Raw genomic sequence first — 22,483 nt, forward strand, 5'->3', positions numbered from 1 at the left:
ATTTTTCTTTTTAAAATTCAAAAACAACACATTTCATCTCTGCTACGATCATCTCTATTACAATAAAGACCCTTCACTCAACTGTGATAAATGTAATACCCGTCTTACTTATTTAGTATTATGATGAAAAGTTACATATCACGTGTCACCTTAATAAGCAATGACTCGAAAGAGTCATTGCTTTCTTTTTCACCAAATTGACCTAAAGCTTTGATCATTTATTGAAAAGAACTTTGTAACGCAAGTTTTTTTTGTAGATAGGTTTATAACTATATTCAATTGAATTTATTTTTTGGAAATTTTGAAAAGTGAAAGGAGAGTCGATGAAATGGGAATTGATACGGTTGTATGGAGCAGACTCGTTACGGGATTAACCCTATCCTTCCACATGATCTTTGCCACGATTGGTGTTGCGATTCCATTAATGACTTCAATCGCAGAATGGATTGGCATCCGTAAAAAAGATCAACATTATGTACTGATGGCCAAGAGATGGACGAGGGGCTTCATCATCTCCGTCGCTGTCGGTGTTGTGACCGGTACAGCGATTTCATTGCAGCTGGCGCTCGTTTGGCCAAACTTCATGCAGCTGGCGGGCAACGTCATTGCACTACCGTTGTTTATGGAGGTATTCGCTTTCTTCTTCGAAGCGATCTTCCTAGGCATTTATCTGTATACCTGGGATCGGTTCCGCAATCCTTATCTGCACTGGCTGCTTAGTGTTCCTGTCGTGCTTGGGGCTGCCATGTCCGCATTCTTTATTACTTCGGTCAACGGTTTCATGAATCAACCGGACGGCTTCAAGCTGGAAGCAGGACATTTTACAGCCGTGTATCCACTGCAGGCCATGTTCAACGAAGCGACACCATCCAAAGTGTTTCACGTTCTGGCTTCCGCCTACATGACCGGAGCCGCGCTGCTGGCTGCCATTGCTGCCTTCTCCATTCTGAAAAAGGGCGCGACGGTTTATACCAGGAAAGCGCTAAAGCTGACTATGAGCATTCTACTAATATTCAGCTTCCTGACTGCGCTTGCCGGCGACACATCGGCCAAGTTCCTGGCAGAGCATCAACCGGAAAAACTTGCCGCCGCCGAATGGCACTTTGAAACTGAAAAAGGCGCCGACCTGATTTTACTCGGCTGGATGAATGCCGAACGCGAGATCTTCGGGGCGCTGCATATCCCGCGTGCGCTCAGCTTCCTGGCCTTTGGCGATTTTAACGCGGAAGTGACTGGCCTGAATGAATTCCCTGCCGACGAACAGCCGCCGCTGGTGGTGCATTACCTGTTCGACTTCATGGTCGGCATTGGCTTCGCACTGCTGGCCGTCTCGGCAATTTACATCCTCCTGCTGCTTTGGAAAAAGCGGAACGAACTCAACCGCTGGATGCTGCGGGTCATCGTGGTCGGCGCGCCACTGGCATTCCTCAGCGTTGAGCTGGGCTGGTTCTACGGAGAGATAGGACGGCAGCCTTGGATAATCCGCGGTTATATGCGAGTCGAGGAAGCGGCCACGACTTCACCGAACATTGCCATCTTGTTCTTCGTGTTTCTGCTGTTGTACATTCTGCTCGGTACGATATGCGTCTTCGTGCTCCGACGGCTTTTCCGCAATAATCCAGCCGAAGTTGAACTGGAGAAAGCCGCAAAGGCCAAACAGAATGCTACGAAGGAAGCGGGGGATCTCACATGAGCTACGAAATCATCGGCATCTCGGTACTCTGGATGTTTCTGTACGGCTACCTGATCGTGGCATCCATCGATTTCGGCGCGGGCTTCTTCGCCTATTATGCCCGTGTCTCCAAAAAGGACCATCTAATCAACCGCCTGATCTCCCGTTATCTGTCGCCGGTCTGGGAGATCACCAACGTCTTTTTTGTCTTTTTCTATATTGGTTTATTGGGCTTTTTTCCAGACGCCGCGCATTATTATGGCTCCGCAATGCTCGTTCCGGGCAGCATCGCAATTATCCTGCTTGCGATCAGGGGCTCGTTCTACGCGTTCGAGAATTACGGCTCCAAGAAAAATATCGTATTTCTGTTCCTGTACGGTGCGACTGGCCTGCTGATTCCGGCATCGCTGTCCATGGCGCTTGTTCTGTCCGAAGGTGGCTTTATCGTGGCAGCGAACGGCATCGTAACGCTGGAGTATTTCAAACTGTTCACGAGTCCGCTGACGTGGAGCATCGTGGGTCTGGCGCTGACGTCGGTGCTGTTCATCAGCGCTTCGTTCCTGGCCTTCTACGCTTCCCGTGCAGACGACAAGCCGGCGCTGAAACTTTTACGTAGTTATGCGCTCTTCTGGAGCACGCCGACCATCATCGCTGCCTTTACAGCCTTCCTGTATCTGAGCCAGTATAACAAACGCCACTTCCAAAACATGATGGATCTGTGGTGGCTGCTGGGCCTGTCCGTTGTCTTTTTCCTGATCACACTAGGACTACTGTACAAAGGACAACGTTACGGTTTGGCGTTTATTTCTCTCATGCTGCAGTTTCTGTGTGCGTTCTTCGCCTACGGGATCGGACATTATCCATACATCCTCGATCCGTACATTACAGTTCAGAGCGGTGCGACACAGGAAGCCATGGGCATTGCACTGATCGGGGCTTTTATTGGCGGCCTTGTGCTGCTGATCCCTTCGCTCGTGCTGGTGTTCCGGCTGTTCCTGTTCGACGCAGATTACGTAAAAGGAAAAAAATAAGGAGGGTCCCCGACGTGAAGAGGAGACAACCACGAAGATCGAACAGTAAAACCGGACTTCTGCCAGAGCTGATGGCCGCGCAGAAGAAACGAACAGGCCAGATTCGGCTGATTTCGTTAGCGCTCGGCTCTGCAACGATCGGGCAGGCGGTCTTGCTGGCAGAGGCGGTGCAGCGCGTTTTCGTGGAAAAGGCCGCGCTGGTGTCGATGGTCGCCGTTTTTGCTGCACTGCTGGCCATCATGATCGTGCGCACGCTGCTGGCTTATGCCAACGATAGGATCGGCTTACGGATTGCAGCGGACGCCAAGCGCGATCTTCGGTCGAGACTGCTGCGTGCGCTGACCGCTAATCCCCTGACCTTATCCCGGCAGGGACAGGCAGGCAGCAAGATCAGTGTAACGCTGGATGCCGTAGACGAGGCGGACGGTTATTTCAGCCAATACACGCCGAAAATGATCGAAGCCTCCATCGTGCCGCTGCTGATCCTCGCAGCCGTTTTCATTCTGCACTTTCCGTCGGGACTCATTCTGCTGTTCACAGCTCCGTTCATTCCGCTGTTCATGGCGCTGATCGGCATAAAAACGAGGCAGAAGTCGGAGGAAAAGTTTGAGCAGCTCGCGCAATTCTCCGGCACATTTCTCGATTCGCTGCAAGGGTTGATCACGCTGAAGCTGTTCGGAAGAACGAAGCAGAGAGAACGGGAGATCGAGCGCTCCAGCCTGTCCTACCGCGACGCAACGATGAGCATCCTGCGGATCGCGTTCACCAATACATTTGCTTTGGAAGCAATTGTAATGCTTGGAATCGGCATCGTAGCGTTGGAATTGGCGCTGCAGCTGGTTGTATTTAAAAGCATGCAGTTCCATACCGCGTTTCTGGTTCTGCTGCTGGTACCCGAATTCTATAATCTGCTAAAAGTTATGGGTACAGCATTCCATGGCGGCCGCACCAGCATGGGGGCGATCCGTAATATCGAAGTTTTGCTGGCAGAAACAGCTGAGGCCCGGGAAAACAAGAGCCCGAACGAAGGTCTGGAGGAGGCTGCTTCAGCAGGTGGGAGCGCGACCAGTCAAGAGACATCAGCGAATATCTCTCAAGTTCCGGAACGCCCGGACAACGGCGAGGAGCAGCAGGCAGCCGTATGCGGCGGACGGGATACCTGGGATCTGTTATCTAGCCTTAATCCGTCCGACCGCCATCCACCCGCGATTGAGCTTCGTGAACTGAGCTTTAGCTATGGTGAAGGAGCATTCGAACTGCATGCCGATTCACTATCAATTTTGCCCGGACAGCAGATCGCTATCGTTGGCAAAAGCGGTTCAGGTAAAACCACGCTGCTGCATCTGATCGCCGGCCTGCTGCCTCCTTCCTCCGGCGAAGTCCGGGTAAACGGGAGTCCGCTGACACCGGCTTGCGAAGAGGAATGGTTCCGCCGCGTCAGCTACATAACGCAGCATCCATATATTTTCTCGGGTACCTTTGCCGAGAACATCGCTATCGGCACAGACCGTAGTGTATCCCGCGAGGAAATCGCCCGGGCCGCGGAAGCGGCGGGACTGGCCAGGCTGGCCTCCGAGCTGGAGCATGGTTACAATACGAATGTCGGCGAAGGCGGCCGCGGCCTGTCAGGTGGCGAGAAGCAGCGGTTGGCGCTGGCGCGCGCTTTCCTGAAGCGGCCTTCCGTGCTGCTGTTTGACGAGCCGACGACAGGTCTCGATTTGCATACGGAACGCATCCTGCTGCGCTCAATCAGCGAATTGTCACAGAATGCGACCATGATTACGATCGCGCATCGGCTGCACACAATCCGCCACGCCGACATCATCCTGTTCATGGAACGGGGCAAGCTGATCGGCAGCGGCACTCACCAGGAGCTGCTGAACCGCCTGCCTCAATACGCCGACATGGTAAATTTAGGGCCTAAGGGGGGAGTGTCATGAGCGAATTGTCCATTTTTACGAAAGCGATGCTCCGTGAGCGCAGAGATATCCTGCTCTCCATTCTGTGCGGCTTTTTTGCCGGTATTGGAGGAGTCGTGCTGTTTTCAACGAGCGGATACCTGATCTCGAAAACGGTATTCGTGCCCCCACTGTATACACTGATCATTTTAACATCACTGGTCAAAATACTCGGGCTGGCGAGGGCGGCGAGCCGTTACGGGGAACGCCTATTTTCGCATCGGGCCACCTTCTCGCTGCTGAGCCGCCTGCGAACCTCGTTCTTCGCGAAGCTGGTGCCGCTCACACCGCGGATTCTGAACCGGCAGCGCAGCGGCGATCTGCTGGCGCGCATAGTCGGGGATATCGAGAGCCTGCAGTTCTACTTCCTGCGCGTCGCTTATCCGCCGATCATTGTTGTCTCGGTCTTCCTGGCGACAGTACTGTTCACCTCCTTCTTCTCAATCTGGATATCACTGTTATTCGTCATTGGTATGCTGATTACAGCGTTCGTCGTACCAGCCGTCGTACGAATGGGCCAACGCAAAGCGTACGGCCAGGTCCGCCAGCAACGCGCCGACTTCTCCGCCGAGACGGCCGAGATGCTTCAGGGCTTTATCGACCTGAAATTGTACGGTCGGCTGAAGCAGCGCGAAGAACAGCTGCTGGCCGCTTCGGATAAATTGACGGCTGCCCAGCATGAAGATTCGCTGCGGCTGCTGCGGGGCCAATCACTTCACAGCTTTGTGACTTTTTTCGTTTCCTGGGGTGTGCTAGTGCTCGGCGCCTACCTGATCGTGCAGGGCCTACTAGCCGGTGTGTTCCTTGCCATGTTAATTATGGCCTCAATGACCGTGTTCGACGAATCGGCGCCCATGGCGACGCTCCCAGTTTATAAGCAGGACAGCGAATTTGCTGCGAATCGGCTGTCCGAGACGTTCGAGGCGGACGGTACTGTAGAAGCTTCCGGAGAGCCGTCTGGCACACTTGAGGACGATACCACCGTCTCCGTCGAACTCGACAACGTATCGTTCCAATACGCGGACGACTGGCGGCCGGTGCTGAACGGCGTATCGCTTTCGCTGAAGGCCGGGTCGAAAACAGCAATCGTCGGCCCTAGCGGCTCGGGTAAGACAAGCGTATTGGAACTGCTGCTTAAACTGCACGTTCCGACAGGCGGACAGGTCCGCTTGAACGGCACTACCGTAAGTGAACTTCATGCAGAAGACCTGTGGCGCCGGACGAACGTCGTGCTGCAGCAGGGGCATTTTTTCCTGGGCACGATCCGGGATAACCTGCTGCTGGAGGACGAAGGCCTCGGCGATCGTGAACTGCTTGAAGTTCTGGAGCAGGTCGATCTGGCAGACAAAAAACCGGACGATCCCGTGCTGGAAAAAGGCGAAAACCTCTCCGACGGCGAAAAACAGCGTCTGACGATCGCCCGCGCATTGCTGAAATCAGGCCGGTTGTGGCTGCTGGACGAACCGACCTCCTCACTGGACTACGTGACAGAACGCCGGATACTAAAGCTCTTGCTAGAGCGCGCGGCAGACGATACGCTCATTATGGTCAGCCACCGCCTGACTGGGCTGGAGCAGATGGACCGGATTGTCGTAATGGATCGCGGATGCGTTGTAGAGGCTGGCACCTACAATGAACTGATAGAGCGAAAAGGATATTTCTACGAATTGAAGCAACTTGAACAGCAGCTGGTAGGGGATAATGGATGGGGGGAAGCGTAGCCCATACTTATAAACTGCAGAATGTTAACAAAAGGGGCACTGACGAGAGAACTTCTGGTTCGGAATGAAGATGTTCAAGTGCTCCACGGCTTTGATTCAGAATCGAACGCCAAAGCTTATCTGGAAAGAGAACTTCGCAATAAAGATGTCGTCGCCGTTACGGAAATCCGGAAATTACGAAGGTAAATATCGGGGTGAGAAGCCGACCCAACATTCTCATTAGCGGCCACGACCTGAACGATTTGGAAGAACTGCTGAAGTAGACAGAAGGAACCGACGTGGACGTGTACACGCACGGTGAGATACTCACTATCCACTATTATCCAGCATTTAAGAAATATGAGCATTTTGTAGGAAATTACGGAAATACCTGGTGGAAGCAGAACAGCGAATTTGAAACATTTAACGGAACAATTATGATGACGACCAACTGTATCGTTCCACCGAGGGATAGTTATAAGGACCGCATTTATACGACGGGCAACAAAGGCTTTCCGGGCCTCCGCCATATCCCTTAGGGAACGGATGGGGCTGCCAAAGACTTCTCCGTACTGATCGAACAAGCGAAAGGCTGCCCTGCCCCAACGGAGCTTGAAAACCGGTGAGATCATCGGCGACTTCGCTCATTATTACACCGATTTTGCAGCCCAGCTTCCACAGGATACGGTCATCCTGACCGCAGGCTGTGCCAAATACAAATACAACAAGCTGGACCTCGGCGAAATCGGGCGGAATCCCGCGGGTTCTCGACGCCGGGCAGTGCAATGATTCATACTCCCTGGCCGTCATTGCGTTGAAGCTGAAGGAAGTCTTCGGCCTTGAGGATATCAACGAACTGCCGATTTCCTACAACATTGCCTGGTACGAGCAAAAAGCAGTTATCGTGCTGCTCCATCTTGGCGTCAAAATATTCACCTAGCCCCTACGCTTCCTGCCTTCCTCTCACCTAACGTTGCCAAAGTCCTCGTAGAGAACTTCCTGATCGGTAGCACTAACAATGTGGAGGATGACATGAAGATGTTTTTGGGTGCTTGATGGAGGAATGCCCCGGGTAGGGGCATTTTTTTAAAAAACTGTTCTACTTATGATATGGTTTACCGCGAATGCATCTAAACACAAAGAACAGTTTGGCCATAAAATTTATCTAAGTAATGTACCCGAACTTGCAGAAGGAAGCATTGAGCAGCGGTATGCACAGCAAGGAAGCTATCGTGTAAAGGTAGAAGAAGTTAAGCATGCGAGCGTAGAGGCTTTATTTAGAATTTATTACCCAGCATTTCAAGGAGACGAATCTTATCCAGTTATTTCTTGGGGGAATGGAACCGATGCCACGCCAGATCTTTATGATAAGCTCTTAACCCATCTTGCTAGCTGGGGATTCCTATAGCAAGACAACAGGAACAGGCAAAGAAATTGTGGTGGCTATTGATTATTTGAGAAATGAGAACCAACGAACAAGCAGCTTGTTTTATCAAAAAGTACAAATGGAACAGATTGGTGTAGCTGGACATTCTCAAGGGTCTACGGGGGTCATTAATGCGCATACCAACTATAAAAGTGGATCGTTGATTAAGACGGTTGTATCCATAGCTCTCCCGGATTTGAAGTATTGTGATCCAAAAGATGTGTACGATACAGCTCGTATTACCGTACCTTTCCTCATTATGGGGGGGGAACACGAGATTTTCTAATCTCACTGGTATCAACGAATCAATTAGCCTTGCATCATACTAACGCAAGCACGCCTGTTATGATGGGAATGGCCAAAGGTGCAGCTCATACAGTAATTGAAGGTAATGGCGGCAATCATAGGGGTTATTTGACGGCTTGGATGAGATATTGGCTGCTTGATGATCAGGAAGCCATGAAAGCATTTCATGGGGATTCTGCCGAGATGATGCATAATACAAATTGGGTGGACGTTATAACAAGCAAATATGGATGATAAATAATGACATCTAGCATCGTTCAACTGGAATCAGCTGTAACTCCTAGGTTACATATCAAATCCTCACTGAAATATATACCTCCTGTATCGCTAGCAAATATCAGAGTTCCTCCGGTACTGCTGCAGCTACCGGTCTTTTTCCCGGATCGAGTCGGTCAACATCTCCGCTAAACGGCAAAATTCTCCCCTCGGTGAGAATTAGCTTAACTGAGTTTACACAAAGAACTTGACAGACCCTAAAAAACCTCCTAAACAAGTTATTTCTTGTTATAACTTGGTTGGGAGGTTTTTTCAAGAGCTTGAGTTAAATAATAATATTTTGGAGTATATAGAATCACAAATTATTGCAACAACTTACGATCAGATAAAAGTGTCATTATAATATGATCTTTATTATATAAATCCATTTCAAGAATACTTCCTGTCAATATCACTTGCCCAGTATCCCCCTTTTCAAGGTTTTTGAGGAAACGACCATATTTATCTATATCCAAATCCTTATCCTTCGGGGAATCAAGTAATATAAAACCGAGATGATTAATATTAGTTTTTTCATGTAAATGAAACAAAGATGTTATATAAGATAATCTTGTAGCAACTTTCAAACTGGCAGACGAAATATTCCTTATATTTACCTCATCAATTATTGGAGTGTACTCTGAGTCCAAAGTAACATCCATTTCAGTTCCAAATACATAGTTCAGTTCTTCACAAAATATTTCCTCCCATAACTCTAATTTATCCACATCAGAATAGTAAATATTTTTCTCCAGTTGCTCCAATTCATCCTTTAGTGTATTTATTTCAAATTCCAACTTATTTTTTTCAAGTTTCAGTTCGTCTACTGCATTTAAATAACCTAAATGAACCTCTAACATTTGCTCATCTTTAGTAAGCCTTTCCGCACGTTGCTTTATTGAGATAATTAAGTTTTCAATAGGAGTGTTCTTCTCTTTTTGCTCATTGATAAATTTTTCTTTCATTTTCTCTATTCTATTTTCCGTAGATTTTTTATTTTTTTCTTCTTCTTTAATTTGATTCAAAAGTTCTATCCTAACTTTATTGGCTTCATACAACGACTCTTCTAACATTCTCTTATATTGTGATATTCTTTCTAGATCATTATTATTTATTTGATTTTTACAATAGCTACAGTGTTCATCAGATGATTCGAGTACATTCATTTTTTGTAGGCAAACTGGGCACACTTCAACTGGAATTAATGTTATTACTTGTCGTGCAACAATCATCTTTTTCAATTTCTCTATTTCTGCACTAATTGTTTGACTTACACTTGTTATATCATCTCTTTGCAAAATAAGTTCATTAATATTTTGACGAATCTTTGCAATCTTTCTAGCCAACTCAAGACTTACTTTATCATCAAGCTTAGAATTAGACGTTTCAAGTTTGGAAATATATTTTGACTGTTCTACTGATAGTCTATTTTTTTCATTTTTTATTTCCTCGATTTTCTCAACAATTTTACTCTTATTTCTTAATTTTAATATTTCAGAAAACTCTTCTTTGCTAAAAATATTTGACGAGCTTACTTCTCCCATAATCTGAATTTTTGATAATAAGGAGCTACGCTCTTTAAACAACTTTTGCAATTTCAATCTTGCCTTCTGAACTTCGGTGTTTTCTTTCCCTAGCAACGCCTCAACGATCGCTTTTTTAATCAACATTTGATTATTTATGTAATTCCTGATTGATCCACCAAGGTCAGCCAAAATCTTGTAAGCTGGAGTATCTTGATCCGCCGTCACTGCTCTTAGCATAAAATAATATCTCATATTAGCCTTATGATTGTTACCATAAGGTATTTCTTGCGTTCCGTAGCCTTCCTCAATTAATAGCATATCAGAGAATTCTTCAAGGTTCATTATTTGTACATTTTCTTCAATCATTTCATTTAATTCATTTAGTGGTACTACCAAGATAGTTTCTGAGCGAGGTAGTTTCCTAATAAACCTATAAACGCTACCACTCTTTAATTCGACGTCAAGTTCCACTTGCTCAGTCATATTTTCTTTATCTATTTCATCGATAAAGGAGTCAATATTTGTTCCTAAAGCATAAAGAACCAGTTTAATAAAAGTTGTCTTACCTGTAGCATTTTCACCAAGAATGTAGTTTATCTTTCCAAAATTAAGGGAAAGACCTTTTTCTCCTTTAACAACTATTTTCTTTAGAATCATGTCGTTCTCTCCATAAATTGTTGCAAGGTTTCTAGCCCTTTGTCAGTTATATGAATTACTGAGTCCAAACTATTTCCCGCACTCTTAGTTATTTTCAATAGATTTCTACTAACCAAAATAACGATAGCATTATCAAGGGTATCTAAAGCTTCTTGAGACCTCCTCTTTAATACATTATGAACCATTTGCACTCTATTATATTTAATTCCAACTACTGGTCTTGTTGAAGCAGCTCTCAAAATTTGTATAGAACAAAGATAAGGATCTAAATCGACATCTTCATCAAAAAACCAATCAAATGTACGGTCAACTAACATATATGTGCTCATTTCATTCCACCTTCCATCTTATTGCACAGTTTGAAGTAGCAATATATAGAAGTCCTTCTAGAAATGCTTCATCAATTTCTATTATATCTTCATATCTTGAAACTAGAGCGGGGAAATGAGAAAATATGTCATCACTTTTATGTTTTAATAATTCCCCGTCCTCCATTGGCATTGTAACTTTAGAAACACAGGTCAAAAGGTTTTCATATATGTCTGCCAGTATTCGCTTCCCTTCTTCCGATTTGTTTAGTTGAAAAATAATTTTCATGGCGCTTAGCTTTGAGGTAATAGCCCTTGTTCGAGTGAGGCCATTCGTTTTTCCATCTTTAAGCTTTCTTAGTAAAGTACTATTATCTTCATCAGAGTTTATGAAGAAGTCTTCTTCTAGTCTAATAGCACTCTTAGCCTTAGATGCCATAACGGTCTGAATTATATACTTGTCCCTTCCGACCAAATCACCTGAGACAGTATTATGAGTTTGCTCTACACTATTTTCCAACACTCTTATCCCTTCCAACTAAATCACCATGTACAGTGTTATTATTCTGATTTACCTTATAATTTTTCTTGTTACTTATTCTGATTTTATTTAATACCATAGTTATGGTGGCTCCCCCGGAAAATGCAAGTACATGTGTCAATAGTTCTCGAAGCCAAGTATCCATGAATTTTTCCCCTCCACTTGAATATATTACCTAAATTCTATCACAATCACTTCGCCTCGAATAGTAACGAGTCAAACTTTTATGCTACTTTTGCACTACATGCAGTAGAAACCTGAGATATTGAAAAGCTCGGATTTAGCTACTGAAAAATAGAAACCGCTTGAGTCTACCTGCCACAAATCATCTATTCATTTCAAGCCATCAATATTAGAAATTAAACATAAGTGCGGTACAAAATGTCTACCAAAATCAAATCCTAAATTATCCCGATATATCTATAAATACATAAAAGCCCAAACCGTATAAGGTCAGGCTTCAACTTGCAGGTTAATATGGTCCAATAAACTATTCCCTTATAAGCGACATACAGCACCCACGTGCCTTGAGTAAACAATAACGATGCTTCAAAAAGCTAATATCCTCTTTATGGAAAGTGTTTATCTCAATCTTATCAATAAATACTTTCTTCAACCTATTAGACTATAAAATTCGCATAAAAATAGCCATTAGATTTTGTAAACTCTACTTTTGAAGGAAAATTATTAGTTCCCATGTTTGCAAGAGCTACACAGTCCATTGCCCACGCATATAATTCATGCGGCAGCTTATAGCAAATAGGACCCTCTCTTTCACTAACTATAACCATGGGAGTCCCATCCTTTGTAAAACCAACTGATAAAACATCCAAAGTGTAGGAACCTTCATTTAATCTTAATGACGGTTGCTTACTCGAATCAAAGAATACTTTTCCTCCTCTTCGGTTAAAGTAATAAACCTTATCAGTTTCTCCTATCGGTTCAACTTGCAATTTTGATCTCATATCATCATAATGTTTTGCTAAGCGTTCACATACATGTGCATTAAAGTACTCGCCATGCATTTTTTTATCAATGGCTCTAACATTATCAATTGTTCTGTAGCTACTCATATAATTGAGCAAAGAAATAAAGGTAATCAAGTCATCCGAGTAATTTCCTGAAAAAGCCTTATACCACGCATTATTCATATGGCATATGATATACATCAATCGTTTATATAAATAGAGCTGATGATCATTTAATTCAAACCACTTTCCTCCTAATGTTTTTTTATTGACCCCATCTTCAAAGGAATCATATTTCAATTCAGTATGTAAGGATTTAAGCAATTTAGATATTATACCAGCAAGCATATCCGCTATCCTAACCCCTACATGTTCTTTTGAATCAACCTCTGTAACAGGGGAGAATCCTATTTGTTTTGCCGCTTTCAATGTATCGCTGTCATCACCTTCTTTATCTATAAACAGTGCATAATTAGAAATGCCTTTCTCTAGCAAATATTTTTTAAATCCATCAAAAGCAATTTGATAATTCCAATTAATATCCATGTGTTCATTAATATCTTCTAATAATATCAAGATTTGTGAAAAAGCTAAATTTTCACGCTCTTTCAAACTTGGGTTTGTTCGATTGGCAGCGATTCGTTTATGGAAAAACGCTTTTAATAACCGAACCAATTCGCCTGTATTTTCATACATTCCACTAACAATTTCTAGTGGCTGGTACATTACTATTGCCTTAACGATTGAATACTTCATCGCATCCACATCTACAAATATACTATTCTTATAATTTAGAAAGAGTTGATTAACGATATATTCTACTTTGCTTGTTACAGAAAAATACAAAAAGATACGATCATCAAACACATCTAAAAAGTCAAGGATAAATGCTACATTGTCACAACTTAAAGAAGCCAATCCATTTTTAAGTTGCTTTGTCTTCAATGTCAAGCTTTTTAACTCTCCATTTGATTTACGGTATGAATACTTCTCTTCAAACTCAAGATATCGTTGAAGTATAGAATTTTCATCTTCAGTTCGCCACCCAACAATCGTTGTAACAAAATTATCGTAGTAATTATCCGAAACAACTGTAGAATGGTTGATTTTTCTACTGTGCTCAGATTCATCATAATAAAAATTGAAGTTTTTTCCCAAAAACATACCTCTCTCCCTTGCTCTTTTCCAATCAATCCTTTATTAGTACTTGTCATTGTTATTTCTAGTAAACTAAGAACTTCATACGTTTACCTTTTTGTATAAGCAAGTAATTTCCATATATCGGACATATCCCATCTACCTCTAGCAAATGCGCACTATCCGTATTTTCTGTGATAGAGACTCTTGCTATGAGGAAGGATCATTTAATTCTGGCATTTCCAATATAGACCCTTCATAACTTTGATTAATGCTTTATATTTCTTTTTTCAAAATGAATCTGTCTTCTTAACACTGCAACCCCTTTTATGTTTTTATTGCCATCCTTTTCATATCTTTCAATCCTTCCAAAGAAGGTTATTTCTATAGGCTCAGCCTTTATCTTTGCTTCATCTAATTGTTTTAAAAAATTGGTGAACATCGGTTTAAACAGTTTGATTTGCGTAAATGTCTGAGAAGTGGTTTGTGATGTTATGGATTTCTTTATTAATTTAATATGCACCCACTCGTACCCATTATTATCTACATATGGTTGACCCGTTGAAGCATAGACTCCTCTTAAGCAAACCAATTCTTTTGGTGATTTTGATTGGAATTTTTCATAGACTTTATCCCACTCTTCAAAATATATATCCATCCATCTTGCCGTGATCCCAAAAAACTTAAACTCAAGATAATTTTGAACTTTATTTTGCTCAAAATATTTAGCTATTTTTGCGAAAGCTCTTGCTGAGTTTATGTAGTCTGATAGTTCACCCTCACTATTTGAATAATTCCCTGGTGATTTTTTAGCCTTATGCTTCTCCACTTTCTCCTTATTAGGAATTAAGTCTTGAGATAATAAATCCATCAAAGATTTTTTTAATTCAACGGGGATGTTAACTCTAATAACAGTTTCCTTATCAAGGACAACACCCGCCACTTTACTCTTACGAAGTGTCTGAGTTTGGTTGTTGGATTTATTATAAGGACATTCTCCACCGTCATATTCTAAATGGTTCTTCTTACCTTTTTTCAATCGTAAAATGGGTGCAACATATTTGTCCTGCTTTATATACGTTCCTACAAAACTTAAATCAACATGACAAAATTCACATTTAAGTGAATCATTTAATGTTTCATCTAATTGAATATCATCGACTGACACTCTTCCAGCAGTAGGGTGTAGTGCCCAACTCATCTTTATTTTTGAACTCATACTAGCCCTCCACATTCTAGTTTAAAATACTCGATTATTGCCGCTCGGTTTCGCTACCGAAATCGCGATTTAGCCATGTGCTATTCTACAATAATCATAGACCATTTATGTTTTAAACTCCAGAAAATATTCCCATTTTCGACAAAAAGAAAGACTCCTGCATGTAACAGGAGCCCCATTTTCAATTAGTTCTATAGACCTTATTCAGTCAATATAAACATGTACATCTAACTTCGCACCCCAACACTCATACGCCTGATAAACTGGAAAACTTGATATTGTTCGGACGAACATCAACTCTACTAATGATTATCCAAAACAATTTCTTTCACTGATAAACCAAGGCTCATTGAATCCTCTACGCTCAATTAATTGCTTCGATTATAACAAATATAGCCAGAACTCTAGAATCTTCGGGCAAAGTAGCTATTTTAAAGGAGGTAAATGTGGCTTCCAAACACTACTCCCTAACCAGCAACGCACAGCACTCCAGAGGTGTCAAGTAGACAATTCATGTTGCTCAGTTGTAAATCAAAATGAATTTTCCCCATAGTTTTTGGTTGAAAAAGCTTAAACCGTATTATTAATACTTTAATTTTGTAAATCGATACTTTACTTACTATTTCATGCATTTTAATTAAATTCAATGTCCAATTCAACATAATCTATAAACTCTTTATTATCTAACAAATACGTAATATTACCCTGTATCAATATACTTGTACTGCTCCCCTCTGAAATCATACCATCACCAGGATCTCCTCTGTCATATGTAGGATCAACTGTCTCAATACTAAAACTCACCTCTATTTCAATATCAAAAGATATTAGAATTGCATTCTCTTCAATATCTAGAGTGGTTTCATTCAAAGTTATTATGTAGTCATCAATGTAAGCATCAGTACCCCAGCCAGTAAAATAATCCCCCTTAAATTCAGAATTCATTAGCAGGTCATCAACAGTATTTTGAAGGTAATCATTTCTCTCAAAATATAGTTTTAGTTCATCTTCTAACAATTCTTTGTTGTACTCAAAATTGTCAGTAAAATAATCTTTTAAATTATCTTCTTCACTTTCTAAGAATACTGATATTGAATTATAGTAATTTAAATCTTGTATATCAGCAGCTAAATCCTCATGAATACTATTTAGATCTTTATTAGCAAAATCTTTATGATTGCTAGATATAAACGCTACATTATCTGGTTTATTAATATTGCAATATTCAACAATACTTTCCCATATAATAGCGTCTTGAAAAGAAATTTTATTCTCATCAAAAGGCTTTATATTATTAAAGTATTTGTTAGAAATAGTTTCTGTAATATTTTTAGAAATAGGGTAATCAATTACCTTTATTGAATTTTCTTTAATTGTTCTATCTAAGAATTCTTTGTATTTTAAAGTTATTTTATTAGCATTTAAACTCTCAAAATCAATAATCTCTGCTGCCTCAAGTTTTAATAGATCACTTTTTGTACTCTTCACCTTTTTAACAAGCGGTCTAATTTCATCTTTGTATTTTTTTATTATTTCATTATAATTGAACTTTGTAATACAAAGATCTACTGGTTCATGTCGAGTATATTTAAGTAACTTCTTCATATCCGAGGATTTGAAAAAGAAATCATTGAAAATTATATTTGTGTCTAAAAATATTAAATATGACATGAATGATCTCCTTTTTGAGTATGAATCTTTCTCTACGAATCACATAGAAAAATGAAATTTAATTAGTTTATTAAAACACATTTTTCGACAAGCATAAGAGACTAATATTAGTTTTATAGCTTTGAACATCCTACCCAAATCTATTGTATCTCAATACTTAGACGTGTGTAAGTCAATCTTTTCAATTTTCGAGTGTTTTTATGATGTCTTTTTTAATTTATCCAGACATAAACAAAACCTAAGCGGAACTAACACGCTTAGGTTTTAATATGAACAAAATTCATTAGAACTACTTGTGTATAAGAAATACAACTGTTTCCACATATGTTAAGTAAACAGACTCGACACATGAAATTACAAAATAAAAAGGGATACCTAAGCCAGTTATCGAGCTATTATAAATAGATTTCAAATATTATTATTGGCGATTGCTCATGAATGAGAGCCAACCGAGTTGACAACAAGAACAATATTCCCGTTGTTGTATTCCTTTACAACTTGACCTTCTACGGTTTTATATACGATATAAGTGCCATTTGAGCGAAGTGCAGCGTTGACAAACATCCTGGACTGGCCTCCAAACATAAGCAGGGGGTGGTAACTTTTTCACACACGCTTAAAGCTATTGACGCCAACCGATGCACCTTGCTGGTTGCCATACTTACTTCAGATTCTGCGTCACCGCAGACACCGCCCGCGTTAAGCGACTGCCACTTTGCCTTCACAGTTCGCGACTCTCACCCTACAACTGCCCCCAAGCTGGCGCACCACAAAAATCTCCCTTTTGTTAATTCCAAAGGGAGATTTTCTATTTCATTTACTTAACAAACGCTTTTACAAAATTTTTGAATATGGTGGCCACTGCTGCTCTGTCGGCATTTGCCTTTGGTGCGAATGTGTTTCCGGTAATTCCGCTTATAATGCCATAACTTTGAAGTGTTGTCACTGCATCCTTTGCCCAATCGCTCACTGCATTTGCATCTGGAAAGGCTGGCTTGTTTGTGCCTACTAATTTAGCGCTCTTGTATTCAATAAAGTTATAGATCATCACAGCCAATTGCTCGCGAGTGATAGGTGCACTTGGATCAAATTTTCCATTTCCTATACCTGATACAATCTTATTATCAGCTGCCCAGGCAATTGAAGCGCCATACCAAGCATCTAGCGTTCGGATTCAATCCTTGGCGTAATGTGTACGGAACGGATACGCTCGCTAAACCACCTTTAAAATTTCGGATCTCTGCATCACCGCTTGTTACTGTAAAATCGATATCGGTCTGTCCGCAGTCCGCTCTTTGGTAACTCCAGACACTGAAAGCGTGCTCGAATCAACAACGCTAGCAGATATCTTTACATCGGGCCTTAGCGCTTCGGCAACTGTTTGTAGAGTTCTATCGTCAAACATGATGGTTGTAATTGGTGATTCAATTACTAAATCTTCTACCCGAGCATCGGCTAATGTTCTGATCGATTTGTTTGGAATGATCATTTCAACGGTTTTGACATTTGCACCAGCTTCTACTTTAACCTGAACAGTGGTTTCTGTTGGGTTTGCTTTCACGAAAGCAATGGCTTCGGCTAATGCTTGATCAGTCAAAGCCGCTGCAGCTATGCTGCCTTTTGAAGTTTGTGTTACACGGAAGTAACGTTGATTTTGTTCTGATCTACTTTCGGTCTGCCTGGTGTTGGAGTACTATTCCATTGTTGCTGCCTCCATTTCCAGGGTCATCAATTTACACCTTCTTTATAATCTGATGCAATAGAACCTATAGATAAAGAGCCCGATTTATCGCCATCCTTAAATCGATACACCGGTCTTTGACCATCTTTAGTAAAACTTGCCTCTGCAATTGCAAATCCTTCATTATTAGCACTAATATCGACACCACTTGGAGGCAATACATGAACAATATCCGGATTTTTCTTTCCATTGAGTGATATTTTTGCTGCACGGTTTTTATATCCATCATCTGCAACAGCCCACAATACTTTTTCATAGGTATCATAGTCAAGAGCCATTGCTCCACCAATTTTTCCGTCAATATCAGCAATTTGTACAGAACTTCCATCTTTATTTAGAACATAGGCATATACATGACCATTATCCTCCAATGCCACAAAGAACACACCATTTGCAATTGCATTTGGATATTTAGCTGCATCAAAAACTTTACCCGTATTTTGGTCATAAAGCTTACCAACAACATCTGCGTTTGATACCCATTCTACAGCTTCAATCCCCATATTGGCAGAAACCTGTGGTAATGAAGCTGTTAAATCCCACTGCTGTAATGCAACTAAATCGTTGCCTTCTTTATGTGGATCAACTTTCAAAATCATATTAAAGTTAACATCCTTAACATTACTATCACGTTCAGAAGCGATATAAACAAACCCATCTCCATCTACTGTAATTCCTTCTGCATCCGGACCTGCTGCTTTTGCATTGTTTGCATCTTTTTGGAATCGAACACGCTTACCTTTTTCAAAGCCTTTTGCAAAACTTAACTCTCCATTTTTCGAAACGTCTAAAATCCAAAACTTACCTGCACCATTATCAACCGCATATAATTGGCCTTTAAAGAAATCCAACCCTGAAGAATCTTCTAAAAATGTTGGTTTTTGATCAAAAATTACAACTTTACCGTTACCCGGCCATTCAATAACATTAGTTACTTCTTTAAATTTATTGGGTGCGTTAGGGGTTGCTTCTTTTGTATTTCTATACTCAGTTCCAGTTAAATCAGGATACAATCCCCAAGTAGGATTTGTATGATCTTTCCATGTTGTGCTGGCTATTAATTTCTCCTTTTCAAACAGACGTACAGAATCATTCTTTCCAAGTCCAAAACCTAACTTTTTCTCTGTCAATACCAAAAACCCATTTTTGGGGATAGTTGTGCCTTTGGGGATAACATATTGATGAGTATCATCACTGTCTTTAATTACGATTCCCGAAATATCTAACACTTTTCCTGTTGGATTAGCAAGTTCTATCCAATCATATCCACCCTTTAAGTCATTTGACTGGATTTCATTTAATATAACTGGATTTGTTATCATATTTGCTTTTCCCTTAGTCGAAGTGGGAAATTCCATAAATTCGCCTGTTCCATCTGGATATCTTCCGAAAGATGCCAATGCTTCATCGCCATTATAACTAGCATGTTCAGTCCATGAATATTCATCCAGTAGCTTCCCTGCCTTGTCATATAAACGAATAGAATCTCCTGAACCAATACCAATTGCTACTGCGAATTTACCTGCAACATAAGCATCTGTCTGATCATCATATACTTGACCCTCCGTATTTGCATCAACTACAAATAATTCACCTGCTGGCAGTTTTGTTCCTTCCGCAAATCTCCAACGATGGTCATCAGAATTGGCACGAATTTCATAACCAGAAAGATCTATTTCTCCTGTTCCTAGATTAATAAACTCTACCCAATCATCCGGTGAAGAATTAATCTCATTAATTATTACTCTATGTTGAGGTAACTCTTCTTTCTCTACAATATTTAACTTACCTTTGGCTGGTCCCTGATCAACAAATTCTCCTGTACCGTCTGAAACCCTTGAATATGTACCAACTGCATAAGCTGATGCCTGTACATACTGCATTGGAAATAATACTATGGATGCAATAATAAACCTGGTTAACATACTCATTGCTATTTTCCTGTTTTTCATTTCACCGCTCCTTATTCATTTTATGATTTTATTAGACACTTGCGAAACGCCACAATCATATATGGACTCGTAAACCAAGCTTTATTCCGAACGTCATGGTAATAATGGGGCATAATGGAAAAATTTAAATGTACTTTATGTAATAAGTTTATTAAATCCGCAATCACTTTATTCCATCTCATAAGAGATGGTGAGCCAATTTCCGATTATAGTGTAATGTATGCCTTTCGAGAGATTGATATAATGGATGTGTTACAGCTTTTCCCAATCGTTCTGTGATGGCTCGTTATCTGAATGTAATTACACGGAAAACCGAGGTTTGGCGCATGATGATAACACTAGCATTGACAACAGGAAAGCGTAGGGGGCAAGCTGCTGGGGCTGGAATAAAAGTATGTAGACTGGAAGAACGGCGCCATTGACGTAGGGCAATCGCTTATATACGCGCTCAAAGGTGCTGTTATTATTGAGGAATCAAAAATAAAGGACAAAAAAACAAGATGCTGGAAGCTAATAGCCTGCATCTTGTTTTCTTTTGGGTACTTTATTTAATTAATATATCTGTACTACTCTCTCACCAGCAAGCAAACCGATTCTACATGCACGGTATGCGGGAACATATCCACCGGCTGCACCTCAACTGTCCGGTACCCACCATCCTCCAACACCCTCAAATCCCGCGCCAGGGTCGACGGGTTGCAGCTCACATACACCACCCGCTCCGGCTTCATCGCCAGGATCGTGTCCAGCAGCTGCGGATCGCAGCCTTTACGCGGTGGATCGACCACGATCACATCCGCCTCAATGCCCTGCTCTTTCCAACGGGGAATCACGACCTCAGATGCTCCTACTTCGAACTTCACATTGCGCATGCCGTTAAGCTCGGCATTTATGCGTGCATCTTCAATCGCTTCCTTCACGATCTCGACCCCGTACACCTGATCCGCATGCTGGGCGAGGAACAGTGAAATGGTCCCGATGCCGCAGTAAGCATCGATTACGGTTTCTTTGCCTGTGAGTCCCGCATACTCTACGGTCTTGCCGTACAGCACCTCGGTCTGTACCGGATTCACCTGGTAGAACGATCTAGCCGATATAGCAAATTGCACGTCTCCAATGTAATCGTAGATCACATCACGTCCCCAGAGGGTACGGGTCTCATCACCAAAAATAACATTAGTCTGCTTCGTATTCACATTCTGGCAAATGCTCGCGACATGCGGAATGTACTCCCGGATACTGCCGATCCAGGCATCTACATGCGGAATGTCTCGTCCGTTAGTGACAAGGACAAGCATCATTTCACCCGTGCGAAATGCCTTCTTCACAACCACGTGACGGAGCAGGCCTCGGCCTGTCTCTTCGTTGTAGGCGCTGATGCCTAGGCTGCTGCCGATCTCTTTGACACGGTTCACCACTTCATCGTTATGCTCATGCTGGATCAGGCAGGTCTCCATATCGACGATACGATGACTGCCCTTGGAGTAAAAACCGCCCACTAAAGCGCCGTCCAGAACGCCGACAGGCACCTGTGCCTTATTACGGTAACGCCAAGGATCGGACATTCCGAGGGTAGGCAGGACAACAATCCCGTCGCCAGAACCACCAGCATGGCTACCTGCTGTGATACTGCCATGGGCCACGTCCGCTCCATCTCCCACTACTCCACCAACCTGTCCAGCCATTAGATCATTCGCTGCTACCTTTTCACCTGAAGCACTCCCATGCTCGTTCACCCGTACTCCTGCAGCAGATGAGCCTGCCCCGCTTCCACTCCCGCTCACGCGCAGCTTCCCGATCCGCTCCAGCGCATCGACCACATGCTGGCGCTTCCAGGCCAGCTGGCCTTCGTAGCTCAGGTGCTGCAGCTGGCAGCCGCCGCACTTGTCGTAGATCGCGCACGGCGCGGCTACGCGGTCCGCGCTGGCCCGCACGACGTCAAGCAGCTTGGCATAGCCATACTGCTTCTTCGTTTTGAGCACTTTGACCCGTGCTTTCTCGCCGGGCAGGGCTCCAGGGACAAACAAGGTGTAGCCGTCGGCGCGACCTACGCCTTCACCGTCATGGTTCATACCGATGATCTCGATTTCGAGCTCATCGTTCTTAGCTACAGGTAGGCCCGCAATTACGGCCGACTCCTGCTCTCCCCTACGGTTATGACTGACTAAGCCTTTGCCTTGTTGCCGTGATCCACGAAGATTACGGCCTTCGAGGCCTGCTCCTTTTCCTCTCCCTCTCTCACGCTCGCTGCCCTTCACTCCCGACGGACCGCGCCCGCTCCCTCTTCTGCTCCCAGACCGTCCGCCCTGCTGCTTGTTCATCCTGCCGCTTCACTTCTTTCTCCAATTAGGTTGATATCCACTAGCCATCTATATTACAGACCACTAAAACGAAAGAAAGAACAACCATCCCGCT

Annotated in this window: 17 protein-coding genes and 2 pseudogenes; 7 read left to right on the forward strand and 12 right to left on the reverse strand. The window is 42.7% G+C overall.

Annotation, left to right across the window (positions count from 1 at the left end):
* Positions 1 to 328 precede the first annotated feature (328 nt).
* From KJS63_RS16145 to KJS63_RS26265, 7 genes and pseudogenes are all read left to right on the forward strand, one after another.
* On the forward strand, positions 329 to 1,693 hold the full coding sequence (locus KJS63_RS16145) for a cytochrome ubiquinol oxidase subunit I (protein WP_213620019.1): 1,365 nt from the start codon (positions 329 to 331) through the stop codon (positions 1,691 to 1,693).
* Entirely contained in the window at positions 1,690 to 2,703 is a 1,014-nt protein-coding gene (locus tag KJS63_RS16150) for a cytochrome d ubiquinol oxidase subunit II (RefSeq protein WP_213620020.1), read from the forward strand. The genes KJS63_RS16145 and KJS63_RS16150 overlap by 4 nt, the downstream gene beginning before the upstream one ends.
* A gap of 71 nt (positions 2,704 to 2,774) precedes the next feature.
* Positions 2,775 to 4,643 carry a thiol reductant ABC exporter subunit CydD gene (gene cydD, locus KJS63_RS16155; RefSeq protein WP_213620095.1) on the forward strand — a complete coding sequence of 623 codons (1,869 nt, stop codon included), beginning with the start codon at positions 2,775 to 2,777 and terminating at the stop codon, positions 4,641 to 4,643.
* A complete protein-coding gene (cydC, locus tag KJS63_RS16160) occupies positions 4,640 to 6,382 on the forward strand; it encodes a thiol reductant ABC exporter subunit CydC (RefSeq protein WP_213620021.1) in 1,743 nt (580 codons plus the stop codon). The genes cydD and cydC overlap by 4 nt, the downstream gene beginning before the upstream one ends.
* A gap of 158 nt (positions 6,383 to 6,540) precedes the next feature.
* Positions 6,541 to 7,417: pseudogene (locus KJS63_RS16165) on the forward strand (anaerobic carbon-monoxide dehydrogenase catalytic subunit); the annotation flags it as partial.
* A gap of 398 nt (positions 7,418 to 7,815) precedes the next feature.
* Entirely contained in the window at positions 7,816 to 8,073 is a 258-nt protein-coding gene (locus KJS63_RS26260) for a hypothetical protein (RefSeq protein WP_244862630.1), read from the forward strand.
* A gap of 29 nt (positions 8,074 to 8,102) precedes the next feature.
* On the forward strand, positions 8,103 to 8,327 hold the full coding sequence (locus KJS63_RS26265) for a hypothetical protein (protein ID WP_244862631.1): 225 nt from the start codon (positions 8,103 to 8,105) through the stop codon (positions 8,325 to 8,327).
* A gap of 344 nt (positions 8,328 to 8,671) precedes the next feature.
* Here the strand turns inward: KJS63_RS26265 and KJS63_RS16175 are convergent, their stop codons facing one another.
* From KJS63_RS16175 to rlmD, 12 genes and pseudogenes are all read right to left on the reverse strand, one after another.
* Entirely contained in the window at positions 8,672 to 10,531 is a 1,860-nt protein-coding gene (locus KJS63_RS16175; protein ID WP_213620022.1) for a coiled-coil domain-containing protein, read from the reverse strand.
* Positions 10,528 to 10,860 carry a hypothetical protein gene (locus KJS63_RS16180; RefSeq protein WP_213620023.1) on the reverse strand — a complete coding sequence of 111 codons (333 nt, stop codon included), beginning with the start codon at positions 10,858 to 10,860 and terminating at the stop codon, positions 10,528 to 10,530. The genes KJS63_RS16175 and KJS63_RS16180 overlap by 4 nt, the downstream gene beginning before the upstream one ends.
* Position 10,861: 1 nt before the next feature.
* Entirely contained in the window at positions 10,862 to 11,359 is a 498-nt protein-coding gene (locus tag KJS63_RS16185) for a hypothetical protein (RefSeq protein ID WP_213620024.1), read from the reverse strand.
* Positions 11,349 to 11,525: a hypothetical protein gene (locus KJS63_RS16190; protein WP_213620025.1), complete on the reverse strand. Its 177-nt coding sequence runs from the start codon at positions 11,523 to 11,525 to the stop codon at positions 11,349 to 11,351. Before KJS63_RS16190 ends, KJS63_RS16185 begins: the two co-directional genes overlap by 11 nt.
* 475 nt (positions 11,526 to 12,000) lie before the next feature.
* On the reverse strand, positions 12,001 to 13,512 hold the full coding sequence (locus tag KJS63_RS16195; protein ID WP_213620026.1) for a DUF3800 domain-containing protein: 1,512 nt from the start codon (positions 13,510 to 13,512) through the stop codon (positions 12,001 to 12,003).
* Between the two features lie 241 nt (positions 13,513 to 13,753).
* Positions 13,754 to 14,704, reverse strand: coding sequence for a hypothetical protein (locus KJS63_RS16200; RefSeq protein WP_213620027.1), 951 nt, complete (start codon positions 14,702 to 14,704; stop codon positions 13,754 to 13,756).
* Positions 14,705 to 15,337: 633 nt separating this feature from the next.
* Positions 15,338 to 16,375: a PIN domain-containing protein gene (locus KJS63_RS16205; RefSeq protein ID WP_213620028.1), complete on the reverse strand. Its 1,038-nt coding sequence runs from the start codon at positions 16,373 to 16,375 to the stop codon at positions 15,338 to 15,340.
* Between the two features lie 817 nt (positions 16,376 to 17,192).
* Entirely contained in the window at positions 17,193 to 17,423 is a 231-nt protein-coding gene (locus tag KJS63_RS16210; RefSeq protein WP_244862650.1) for an S-layer homology domain-containing protein, read from the reverse strand.
* 15 nt (positions 17,424 to 17,438) lie between these two features.
* A pseudogene (locus KJS63_RS26600) lies at positions 17,439 to 17,549 on the reverse strand (S-layer homology domain-containing protein); the annotation flags it as partial.
* An 81-nt stretch (positions 17,550 to 17,630) separates the two neighbouring features.
* Positions 17,631 to 17,972, reverse strand: coding sequence for a hypothetical protein (locus KJS63_RS16220; protein ID WP_213620030.1), 342 nt, complete (start codon positions 17,970 to 17,972; stop codon positions 17,631 to 17,633).
* A gap of 131 nt (positions 17,973 to 18,103) precedes the next feature.
* Entirely contained in the window at positions 18,104 to 20,068 is a 1,965-nt protein-coding gene (locus KJS63_RS16225) for a lamin tail domain-containing protein (RefSeq protein ID WP_213620031.1), read from the reverse strand.
* A gap of 566 nt (positions 20,069 to 20,634) precedes the next feature.
* A complete protein-coding gene (rlmD, locus tag KJS63_RS16230) occupies positions 20,635 to 22,389 on the reverse strand; it encodes a 23S rRNA (uracil(1939)-C(5))-methyltransferase RlmD (RefSeq protein ID WP_213620032.1) in 1,755 nt (584 codons plus the stop codon).
* Positions 22,390 to 22,483: the final 94 nt, after the last annotated feature.

Source organism: Paenibacillus sp. J22TS3 (genome assembly GCF_018403205.1).
GTDB classification, from domain to species: domain Bacteria; phylum Bacillota; class Bacilli; order Paenibacillales; family Paenibacillaceae; genus Fontibacillus; species Fontibacillus tuaregi.